We start from the raw sequence: 11,440 nt of genomic DNA, 5'->3' as shown, positions 1-11,440 counted from the left end.
AAGATGATCATCGAGAAGTGCAACAAAGCCCGCAAAGTGGTCATCACCGCCACCCAGATGCTGGACTCCATGATCAAGAACCCGCGTCCGACCCGCGCCGAAGCCGGCGACGTGGCCAACGCCATCCTGGACGGTACCGACGCAGTCATGCTGTCCGGTGAGTCCGCCAAGGGCAAGTACCCGCTGGAAGCCGTGACCATCATGGCCACCATCTGCGAGCGTACCGATGCCGTGATGCCGTCCAACCTGTCTGCTGCCAACGACAGCAACAAGCTGCGCATCACCGAAGCGGTCTGCAAAGGCGCGGTAGAGACCTCCGAGAAGCTGGACGCCCCGCTGATCGTGGTTGCCACCGAAGGCGGCAAGTCTGCCAAGGCCATCCGCAAGTACTTCCCGAAAGCCTGGATCCTGGCCATCACCACCAACAAGAAGACCGCTGCCCAGCTGGTGCTGACCAAGGGTGTGGTTGCTCACGTGGTTGACTCCATCGCCTCCACCGACGACTTCTATCGCATCGGCAAAGAAGCCGCGCTGGAAATCGGCATGGGCGTGAAGGGTGACGTGGTTGTCATGGTCTCCGGTGCCCTGGTACCGAGCGGTACCACCAACACCGCCTCCGTTCACGTACTGTAATCAGTCCTGAACCGATGAAAGCGGCGCCTGCGGGCGCCGTTTTTTTTTATCTCTCCCCCTGCTGCCCCTCTTGCGCCGGTGCTAGAATCCACGCGGATTTTACCCTGGTGGAAAATCCCCCGAACATCGCATAATCACCCGGACGCTTTATGCTCTCAACACGCTTCAAAAGAGCCTCGGCCACCCTGCTGCCGCTGCTCTGTTTACTCATTACCTTCTGGACCCCGAGCACCCTGGCGCAGGATCTGCCCCAGCGCGCCACCGTGCAGCGGGCGCTCGACGCCCTCGGCAAATCGGACACCCCCACGGCCAGCCAGCAGGCGGACCAGAAGTTCCTGACTGACACCCTCTCCCTCCTCGACAGCATCGACAAGGAGAAGAGCAAGGCCAAAACCCAGAGCGAACGCCTGCGCACCCTGCCGGCAGAGCTCAAGGAGATCGGCGCCAAGCTCGACGCCCTGACCCAGGGCAAGAGCCCGGAGCAGCTCAAGAGCGAATACGCCACCATGAGCCTGGCGGAGCTCGATGCCCGCCAACCCGAGATCATGGCCAACATGCAGGCGGCCCAGGAGGCCCTTGGCACCATCGGCAGCCAGATCACCAACCTGCAGACCCTGCCGGAGCGGGCCCAGGCCAGCATGAGCCGCGCCTATCAGCGCAGCCAGGAGATCCGCACCCGCCTCAACGCCGGGGACGGGGTGAGCAGCGCCGAGAAAATGAAGCTTAATGCCGAACTGGCCCTGCTGGATCTGCAACTGGCCAACCTGCAAAAGGAGCTGGACAACCGCACCAGCATGCAGGATCTGGTGGTCAAGCAACGGGACTACCAGAGTGCCCGTCTTGCCAGTGAAGAGCAGAAACTGCAGGCATTGCAGGAGCAGAGCAGCGCCAAGCGCCTGGGGGATACCGAGAAGACCGCCGAAGAGACCGGCGAACTGGTGGCCGCCGAAGACAACCCCCTGGTGCAAAAAGAGCAGGAGCTCAACTACCAGCTCAGCCAGCAACTCATCAGCTCCACCAACAGCCTCAACACCCTGGCCCAGAAGAACCTGCAGGCGAAGAGCATGCTGGAGCGCGGCACCCAGACCGAGCGCAACCTCAACGAACAGGTGCAGATGCTCAAGGGCAACCTGCTGCTCTCGCGCATCCTCTATCAGCTCTACCAGCAACTGGAAGCGGCCCCCTCCACCCTGGTGAAGAACCTGGAGGAGCAGATCGCCGACCTGCATCTGGCCCAGTTCGAACTGAGCCAGCAGCGTGACCAGCTGTTCCAGAAGAACCAGTATCTGGACAACCTCATTGCCAGCAGCGGCGAGACGGTGAGCGACGAAGACAGGGCCAGCCTTGCCAAGCTCATCGACACCCGCATCGGCCTGCTGGATCAGCTCAACCGCCAGATGGATGCCCAGCTCACCAACGCCATCAGCCTGCAACTGACCCAGCAGCAGCTGACCCGGGTCTATGCCTCCATCGAGTTCACCCTGCAGCAGCACATCTTCTGGGTGAGCAGCAACAAGCCCATCGATGCCAAGTGGTTCATCACCTGGCCGGCCCAGGCCTTCAAGCAGGCCTCCGACTGGGTGCTGAAACCGGACTGGAGCGGCTGGGGCGACATGCTGCTGGCGGTCTCCCTGCTCTCCCTGCCGCTGCTGCTGGTGGGCGGCCTGCTGCTGTGGAAGCGCGGCACCCTGCTCGAGCGCCAGAAGAAGATCGTCAAGGATCTGGGACGTTTTCGTCAGGACAGCCAGTGGCACACCCCCCGAGCCCTGCTGTTCACCGTGCTGCAACGCCTGCCGGGCACCCTCTTCATCCTGGCCGCCGGCCTGCTGCTCGCCTATTGCGGCCTGCTGAGCCCGAGACTCATCTTCCAGATCACCCTGAACCTGGCCCTCGGCTACCTGGTGTTCAGTGTCTACCTGTCGGTGATGCGACCGGGGGGCATCGGCGAGACCCACTTCCGCATGCCGCGGGACGAGCTGCAGGCCAAGCGCAACAGCATGCGCTACCTCTGGCTGCCCCTGCTGCCCCTCATCATGCTGTCGACCAAGGCGGTGGTGGAGCCCTCCTCCCTTGGCAACGACGTCATCGGCCAGGGCATGACCATGCTGCTGCTGGGGCTGACCGCCTACCTAGTGCTGCCCATCTCCCGCGCCCGCATCAAGGGCGAGGCGAGCATGTTGCAGACCCTGACCGCCGTCGCCCTGGCGCTGGCGCCGGTGGCCCTGATGGTGCTGGCAGCCCTTGGCTACTACTACACGGCCCTGAAACTCACCGGCAGGCTCATCGAGTCCTTCTACCTCATCATCATCTGGGGTCTGGTCTATCGCACCGCCCTGCGCGGTCTTGAGCTGGCGGCCCGTCGTCTGGCCTATCGCCGCGCGGTCGCCAAGCGGGAACACAAGACCCAGGAGGATGCGGAAGGGGGCGAAGCCATCGAAGAGCAGCCCATGGATCTGGAAGAGGTCAGCCAGCAGTCCCTGCGTCTGACCCGCATCATGCTGCTGCTGGTGTTCGGCGTCGCCTTCTACTGGCTCTGGTCTGATCTGGTGGCGGTCTTCACCTACCTCGACAGCGTGGTGCTGTGGCACAAGAGCGAGGGGACCGGGGCCAACGCCGTGCTCTATCCCATCAGCCTGAGCGACGTGCTGACCGGCCTCTTCGTGTTTGGTGCGGCTCTGTCGCTGGCCCGCAACCTGCCGGGCCTGCTGGAGGTGCTGGTGCTCTCCAAGCTGCGCCTCGCCCAGGGCACGGCCTACGCCTTCACCACCATGCTCAACTACGCCCTGATCGGGGTGGGCAGCCTGACGGCGCTGGCCATGCTCGGGGTCCAGTGGGAGAAGCTGCAGTGGCTGGCCGCCGGTCTCTCGGTCGGTATCGGTTTCGGCATGCAGCAGATCGTCTCCAACTTCATCTCAGGCATCATCATTCTGTTCGAGCGCCCGGTGCGGATCGGCGACACCGTCACCATCGGCACCATCTCGGGCACGGTCAACAAGATCAGGATCCGCTCCACCACCCTCACCGACTTCGACCGCAAGGAGGTGATCATCCCGAACCAGCAGCTGATGATAGAGCGGCTCATCAACTGGTCCCTGTCCGACACCGTCACCCGGGTCATCGCCCGGGTCGGGGTGGCCTATGGCTCGGATCTGGATCTGACCCGCAAGCTGTTGATGCAGGCCGCCATGGAGAACAGCCGGGTGCTGAAAGACCCGGCCCCCATCGTCTACTTCCTCACCTTCGGGCCCAGCACCCTGGATCACGAGCTGCGCTTCTTCGTGAGCGAGCTGGGGGATCGCAACCCGGCCATCGACGAGCTGAACCGCCGCATCGACGTGCTGTTCCGCGAGCATGGCATCGAGATCGCGTTCAACCAGATGGACGTCTACATCAAGAACATGCAGGGAGACGAACAGAAGGTGGAATCCCGCCCGGCGCTGCCGCCGGCAGGGAACCAGCCCGTCTGATCCCGCCCGCTTCACAGGCCCCGTCACGGGGCCTGTTTTTTTCTGCCCGCCCCCCGCCTTGGAAAGCGCAGATCGCCCCCAATATAGGGAAGACAACGGACTGTCTGCATGAGGAACCCAATGGACTCGCTCTACGCCGTGGTGCTCTTTGCCATCTCGGCATCGGTCACCCCCGGCCCCAACAACATCATGGTGATGAGCGCCGGCGCCAGCGTCGGGATACGCAAGAGCCTGCCCCTGCTCATGGGGATCTGCGTCGGCTTCACCCTGATGCTGTTGCTGGTGGGGCTGGGCTTTGGCCAGCTCTTTACCCGCTTCCCCCAACTCCACATGTTCATCAAGTGCGCGGGCACCCTCTATCTGCTCTATCTTGCCTGGCTCATCGCCCGCCCGACGGACGGGATGGCTGACAGCAACGGGACCCGCCCGTTCGGCTTTTTCAAGGGTGCCCTGTTCCAGTGGGTCAATGCCAAGGCCTGGGTGGTCGCCACCGGTGCCATCGCCGCCTTCACCAGCGCGGGAAGCGACCCCTTTGAGCAGCACCTCGTCATCGCCCTGACCTTCTTCATCGTCTCTTTCCCCTGCGTCGGACTCTGGCTCCTGTGCGGTTCCCTGCTCAAGCGCTGGCTGGCAAACGATCTTGCCCGTCGCCGCTTCAACCAGGTGATGGCAGCCCTGCTGGTACTGTCAGTGGTGCCCGTCATTCGCGAGATCCTGATCCCCGCCTGAGACGCCGGGACTCCCCTTTCCCTTGACCCGACGGATGGCCGTCGCAAAGGAGATGCAATGCAACAAGTGGTCTATGTGGCCAACCCGGTGAGCGGGTTGATCCATGTGTTTCGCCTCGAGGCAGGCACCCTCGCCCCGCTGCAGGAAGTGCAGACCGGCGGCGAGGTGCAGCCCCTGGTCATCAGCCCGGACCGGCGCTGGCTCCATGCGGGGGTGCGCCCCGATTTTCGGGTGCTGAGCTTCCCCATCTCCGCCGATGGGCGGCTCGGGGCCCCGACCTCGGCGCCGCTGCTCGGCAGCGCCTCCCACACCTGCACGGACGACAGCGGCCGCCTCTTCTTTGCCGCCTCCTACGCCTTCAACCACGTCACCGTCTCCCGCCAGGATCAGGCGGGCCGGATGCAGCCCCCTCACCAGCGTCTCGACGACCTGATGGCGGCCCACTCGGTCACCTGGCTTGCGGGGCAAAACGGGGAGCAGGAGCTGCTGGTGGCCTGCCTGAAAGAGGACAGGGTGCGCCGCTTTGCCCTGGTGGACGAGAGGCTGGTTCCCCACCCGTTGGGGGACATTCACACCGCACCCGGCGCCGGGCCCCGCCATCTGGCACTGCACCCGGACAACGGCGATCTCTATTGCCTCAACGAGCTCGATGCCACCCTCAATCGCTACCACAGGGAGGCGGATGGACAGATAGTGGCGCGCGAGAGCCTGGACATGCTGCCCCCAGGCTATGAGGGGGAGCGCTGGGGCGCCGACCTGCACCTGACCCCGGATGGACGTTTTCTCTACACCAGCGAACGGGCCAGCAGCCTGCTCACCCTGTTCGGCGTCTCCCCCCAGGATGGCGCCCTCACCCCCCTCGGCCACTTCCCGACCGAGGCCTGTCCCCGGGGCTTTGCCATCGACCACAGCGGCCACTGGCTCATCGCGACCGGGCAGCAATCCCACGAGGTGGCGCTGCATGCCATCGACCCCGAAAGCGGCCAGCTCACCCCGGGCCCACGGAGCGAGGTGGGCAAGGGGGCCATGTGGGTGAGGGTGCTCGCCCTCCCCTGAGATGGCGAAAAACGGGCATAAAAAAAGCCATGGCACTGCCATGGCCTGCGTGAGCCGGCCCCCTCAGGAGCCGGTCACCTCCTTCAGGAAACCGGTGAAACGCTGCCAGGACTTGGCATCGGCATCGGCGCGGTAGTTGTCCGAGCCAAAGACGCTGAACGCGTGGGGAGCGCCGCTGTAGCTGGTCGCCTCGTGCTTCACCCCGGCGCTCTCCAGCTCGGCCACCAGCGCCGCAAACTGACCCAGAGAGACCGCCTCGTCGGCGCTGCCGTGCTGGACAAGCAACTGTCCCTTCACCTCTTTGTAGTCCTGCCCGGCCGGGGTCTCCAGCCCGCCGTGTACGCTCACCACCCCCTTGAGATCCGCCCCGCTGCGGGCCAGCTCCAGTACGGCGGCGCTGCCAAAGCAGTAACCGAGGGCCACCGCATTGTCGAGCCGCCCCCCCTGCCTGCCCGCCTCCGCCAATCCCCCTTGCAGCAGGGTGCGCATCCTGGTCCTGTCCTGATAGAGGGCCCCGGTGAGGCGTTTCTTGTCTTCCACCGTGCCCGGCCTGACCCCGGCACCGAACAAATCGACGGCAAAGACACTGTAGCCCAGGGCCACCAGCATCTCGGCCCGCTTGATCTCGTAACCGTTGAGCCCGTCCCAGTCGTGCACCAGCACCACCAGAGGGGCCTCCTTGTCGGCACCCGCCAGGTAATAGCCCTCGAACGGCTTGCCTTCGACCTCGTAGCGCACCGCACCGGCCTCGGCCGCGCCGCTCCCCATCAGCCCCAGCAGGGCCAGGATCCATGCCCTCTTCATCCTTTCATCCTCTCCCGTCAATGGTGCCCCTGAGTGTAGCCGCTTCACATGGGAGCCCGGGTTCAGTGGTACGCAGGCAAAAAAAGAGAGGCCACCCGAAGGTGGCCTCTTTTTCATCATCTCAACGTACAGCAAGCCAGGCGCTTAATCCTTGGCGCTCTCCATGGCACCCGTTTCGGAGTGCTGGGGCAGGATGAGGTTGAGCAGGATCGCCGCCACCGAGGCCAGCCCCACGCCCGCCAGGGCGAAGTCACCGATCTTCATCTCCAGGGCGCCGACACCCACGGTCAGGGTCACCGCCACGATGGCGATGTTGCGGGACAGCCCCAGATCCACCTTGGACTCCACCAGGGTCTTGAGACCGATGGCGGCGATGGATCCGAACAGCAGCAGCATGATGCCGCCCATCACCGGCATGGGGATGGAGGTGAGCAGGGCGTTGAACTTGCCGAAGAAGGCCAGAATGATGGCGAACACCGCGGCCCAGGTCATGGTGACCGGGTTGAAGTTGCGGGTGATCATCACGGCGCCGGTCACTTCTGCATAGGTGGTGACGGGGGGACCACCGATGAAACCGGCGAAGCAGACGCCGATGCCGTCACCGGCCAGGGTGCGGTGCAGGCCCGGATCCTTGGTGTAGTCCTTGCCGGTCACGCCGCCGATGGCCAACACGCCGCCGATGTGCTCGATGCAGGGGGCGATGGCCACCGGCAGCATGAAGAGGGCCGCGGCCCAGTTGATCTCCGGGGTCTCGAAGTGGGGCAGCGCCAGCCAGGGGGCGTTGACCATCCCATCGAAACTCACCTGGCCCATCAGCACGGCAGAGACATAACCGGCGATGACACCGCACAGGATGGGGATGAGCTTGATCCAGCCCTTGCAGAACACGGCGGCAATCAGGGTGACCGCCAGCGAGATCCCCGCCAGGGTCAGCGCCGTGGTGGCAGGCACCACCTGCTCACCGCCGGCACGGCCCATGGCCATGTTGCAGGCTACCTGGGCCACCGACAGGCCGATCACCATGATGACGGGACCGATAACCACGGGGGGCAGCAGCTTGTGCACGAAGCCCATGCCACGAGCGCGGATGATGGCCGCCAGGATGAAATACATGAAGCCCGCGGCAAACAGACCGAACATGGTGGAGGGCAGACCCCAGGTCTGGGTGGCATAGATGATGGGGGCGATGAAGGCGAAGCTGGAGCCGAGGAAGATCGGCACCTGACGACGGGTGCAGAGCTGGAACAGCAGGGTGCCTACACCGGCGCCAAGCAGGGCCATGGAGGGATTCAGACCGGTGAGCAGGGGCACCAGCACCATGGCACCGAAGGCGACAAACAGAATTTGCAGCCCGGCGACGCTTTGCTTGACCAAGGAAAACATGGGTATCCTTAATTTTTTGATAACTGACAGGGATATTTGACACTTTTCAGTCATCACAAGACGTTTTCAAGGCAGCCAACGGGCCAAACGGCGTCATTTGTTGCCTTTTACTGCTTGGGGAGGGCATGAAACTGGCTTTTTAGGCGGGATTCGCTGCTACAAGCATCGAGGAAGCGATTTTACGCACTTTTATGGCCAACGCCAATCGTTTTTCCGGCGAGTTGACATGACAAGGCTTTCAACTGGTCGACGCAGATGCCCCCCCAATCCCCTCTCTATACTCGAAGGCGTGACACCACACCGACAAGGAGTTCCCCATGTCACTGCCCTCGTTCAAACCCAGCCAGCGCCGACTGCTGCTGGGTTCGGCCATCGCCCTGGCCCTGTTCGCCACCCCGCTGAGCTATGACTTCGACCACCACCAGTGGCAGGCAAACCAGGCCCATGCCAAGTCCTGCTTCATCGCCGGTACCCGCATCCTGATGGCCGATGGCAGCGAACGCCCCATCGAGACCCTGCGGGTCGGCGATCGGGTGCGGGACAGGCACGGGCAGAGCAACCGCATCCAGGCCATCGAGCGGGTGGCGCTGGGGGCGCGCAGGCTCTACGGGCTCAATCATCTGCCCCCCTTCTTTACCGCCGAGCACCCCTTCCTCACCACCCGGGGCTGGGCGGCCATCGCACCGGCCATGACCCGCACCGAAAACCCGGCCCTCGCCGTGCTGCCGCTCTTTACTGGCATGCACCTGCTGGGTTGGTCAGAGGGGGGCTGCGCGGGCAACCTGGCGCTGGCGCCGCACCCTGTCGAACTGCCGGTGGCCTCCCTCTCCTGGGTTGATGCCCCGCCCGCCACGGCGCTGTTCAACCTGATCCTCGATGGCAGCCACAGCTATGTGGCCAATGGGCTGATCGTGCACAACAAAGGGGGGGAAGGCGGCGGCAACAGTGGTAGCGGAGGCAGCAACAGCGGCGGTGGAGGCAGCAACAGCGGCGGTGGGGGCAATAGTAGCCACAGTGGAAACAATAGCGGAAATGGAGGCGATAGTAGCCATAACGGAAACAATGGCGGGGACGACAGCGGCCACGGCGGCGATGACCGTGGTCAGGGCGAACATGCCGGTGGCGACCAGCACGCTGGCGGCGATCGCCACGGCGGTGGCGACAAGCATGCAGGCGGGGAGCGTCATGCCGGTGGCCGGGTGGACGACAACGGTGTGGACGCCGTCGATGCCAATGGCAACAAGCTTCGAGGCGATGGCAGCGTGGACGACAACGGTGTGGACGCCGTCGATGCCAATGGCAACAAGCTTCGGGGCGATGGCAGCGTGGATGACAACGGTGTGGACGCCGTCGACGCCAATGGCAACAAGCTTCGAGGCGATGGCAGCGTGGACGACAACGGTGTGGACGCCGTCGACGCCAGTGGCAACAAGCTTCGGGGCGACGGCAGCGTCGATGACCGCCTGGTGCCCCCGCCCGCTCAATAGGTGTCAGCGTCCTGCCCCGCACACACAGCAGGGCGGAAAACAGAGAAGGTGGCCTGGGCCACCCTCTCTTTTTCTATGGCATTGTCATGCCCGCGACACATGCGGGCAGGTCGCACCTCAGACCCGGCGATAGGGCAGGTAGACCGGCTCCCACATATGGCTCAGGATGTGCTCTTGCAGATCCTGACCGATGAGCGGGTGGGAGGGATCCCGGCGCACGATGTCCTTGAGCACCGCGGTCGCCACGTGCACCGAGATGTTGCGTAGCTCGCTGATCCTCGGGTAGACGGTGCCCCGGGCGAGATCCGCCTCGCTCACGCACTCCGCGAGCGCAAAGGCGGCGGTGGTGAAGATGTCCGGGCTTATCTCGCGGATCTGGCTGACGATGGCCGCCAGCCCCACGCCGGGGAAGATGAAGACGTTGTTGCCCTGACCGATGCGATAATCCTGCCCCTCATGGTGCACATCCTTGAACGGGCTGCCGGTGGCGACGATGGCGCGCCCCTGGCTCCAGCGGAAGATGTCTTCCGGCAGGGCCTCGCAGTTGGCGGTGGGGTTGGAGAGGGGGAACACCATGGGGCGCTCGCAGTGAGTCAGCATCAGCTGGATGTGCTCCTCCTGGAAGGCGCCGCCGGCGCCGCTGGTGCCGAGCAGCACTGTGATGGGCACGTGGCGCAGCACCTCGGTCAGCCCCGCCTTGCCCTGCAGATCCCACTGGGCCAGCAAGAGGCCCGGCTTGGCGTAGCGGCGCTTGTACTCATCCAGCCCCTCGCGGTTGTCACACACCAGCCCCTGGGTATCCAGGATATAGATGCGATCCCGCGCCGCCTGCGGGTCAAGCCCCTCGCGGATCATCCCAGCGCAGATCTGATCCGCCACCCCGACCCCGCCAGCCCCGGCCCCGTAGACCAGGTAGTGCTGCTGGCCCAGGGTTTCCCCCTTGGATTTGACGGCCCCAATGATACCCGCCAGCACCACGGCCCCGGTGCCCTGGATGTCGTCATTGAACGACGGCAGCGCCTGCTGATAGCGGGCCAGGTTGTTGAAGGCGTTGGACTTGCTGAAGTCCTCCCACTGCAGCACGGCGTTGGGGAAGTGGCGCTTGACCCCGGCCACGAACTTGTCGATGAAGTCGTCGTACTCCTTGCCGCGAATGCGCCTGTGGGGCTGACCCAGGTACATGGGGTCATCCAGCAGCGCCTGGTTGTCGGTGCCCACGTCCAGCGCGATGGGCAGGCAGCATGCGGGGTGGATGCCAGCCCCCAGGGTATAGAGGGCGAGCTTGCCGATGGGAATGCCCATGCCCCCCACCCCCTGATCGCCGATGCCGAGGATCCCCTGGCTGTCGGTCACGACGATGATGCGCACCGCCTTGGCATCCATGTGGCGGGCGAGGGAGCCCATGTCCTCGACGTTCTTCGGGGTGATGTAGAGGCCGCGCGGCTTCTGGAAGCGGTGGCTGAACTCCTGGCACGCCTTGCCCACGGTCGGGGTGTAGATGTAGGGAGTCATCTCCTCCACGTGGCGGGACAGGAGGGCGTAGAACAGGGTTTCGTTGCGATCCTGCAAGGCTCGCAGGTTCTGGTACTTCTCGATGTCGCTGCAAGCGCTCAGGAAGGCCTCATAGACCCGCTCCAGCTGGGCTTCGAAAGTCTGCACCTGAGGCGGCAAGAGGCCGCCCAGCTCAAAATCGGCCCGCTCCTGTTCGGTGAAGGCGGTACCCTTGTTGAGGTTGCGATCGTTGAGCAGATTGGTGCCCGTCAGCGCAACGGGGCGAAAATCGTGACCCTGTGCATCTTTCCACAGCAGATATTGTCCGGTAGCCATAGTCATTCTCTTTGATTTACATGAAGTTGCCATCAGGCAGGAGAGCAAGACTCA

At 64.2% G+C, this 11,440-nt stretch carries 8 protein-coding genes; 5 read left to right on the top strand and 3 right to left on the bottom strand.

Annotation, left to right across the window (positions count from 1 at the left end; all coding sequences use genetic code 11):
- The 4 genes from J9893_RS21740 to J9893_RS13470 form a co-directional block, all read left to right on the top strand.
- Positions 1-633: pyruvate kinase (locus tag J9893_RS21740; RefSeq protein ID WP_246875587.1), on the top strand; the 633-nt coding region annotated here is incomplete at its 5' end.
- Positions 634-782: 149 nt separating this feature from the next.
- Positions 783-4,100 carry a mechanosensitive channel MscK gene (mscK, locus tag J9893_RS13480; protein WP_053288265.1) on the top strand — a complete coding sequence of 1,106 codons (3,318 nt, stop codon included), beginning with the start codon at positions 783-785 and terminating at the stop codon, positions 4,098-4,100.
- Between the two features lie 120 nt (positions 4,101-4,220).
- Positions 4,221-4,829, top strand: a complete 609-nt coding sequence (locus tag J9893_RS13475) for a LysE family translocator (protein WP_160838016.1) — start codon at positions 4,221-4,223, stop codon at positions 4,827-4,829.
- Positions 4,830-4,886: 57 nt separating this feature from the next.
- On the top strand, positions 4,887-5,885 hold the full coding sequence (locus J9893_RS13470; protein WP_160838014.1) for a beta-propeller fold lactonase family protein: 999 nt from the start codon (positions 4,887-4,889) through the stop codon (positions 5,883-5,885).
- Positions 5,886-5,948: 63 nt separating this feature from the next.
- On the opposite strand, the gene J9893_RS13465 is transcribed toward J9893_RS13470, so the two are convergent.
- Together J9893_RS13465 and J9893_RS13460 are read right to left on the bottom strand one after the other, a co-directional pair.
- A complete protein-coding gene (locus J9893_RS13465) occupies positions 5,949-6,689 on the bottom strand; it encodes a dienelactone hydrolase family protein (RefSeq protein ID WP_210600604.1) in 741 nt (246 codons plus the stop codon).
- Positions 6,690-6,833: 144 nt separating this feature from the next.
- A complete protein-coding gene (locus J9893_RS13460; RefSeq protein ID WP_041213272.1) occupies positions 6,834-8,072 on the bottom strand; it encodes a uracil-xanthine permease family protein in 1,239 nt (412 codons plus the stop codon).
- Between the two features lie 317 nt (positions 8,073-8,389).
- Between J9893_RS13460 and J9893_RS13455 the strand changes: the two genes are divergently transcribed.
- Positions 8,390-9,559: a Hint domain-containing homing endonuclease gene (locus tag J9893_RS13455; RefSeq protein WP_198497514.1), complete on the top strand. Its 1,170-nt coding sequence runs from the start codon at positions 8,390-8,392 to the stop codon at positions 9,557-9,559.
- A gap of 117 nt (positions 9,560-9,676) precedes the next feature.
- Here the strand turns inward: J9893_RS13455 and J9893_RS13450 are convergent, their stop codons facing one another.
- On the bottom strand, positions 9,677-11,386 hold the full coding sequence (locus tag J9893_RS13450) for an NAD-dependent malic enzyme (protein WP_042016259.1): 1,710 nt from the start codon (positions 11,384-11,386) through the stop codon (positions 9,677-9,679).
- Positions 11,387-11,440 lie beyond the last annotated feature (54 nt).

The sequence above is a fragment of the Aeromonas sp. MaB10011B genome (genome assembly GCF_017939325.1).
In the GTDB taxonomy this organism is placed as follows: domain Bacteria; phylum Pseudomonadota; class Gammaproteobacteria; order Enterobacterales; family Aeromonadaceae; genus Aeromonas; species Aeromonas caviae.
This window is presented reverse-complemented; position numbering and strand designations above follow the sequence as displayed.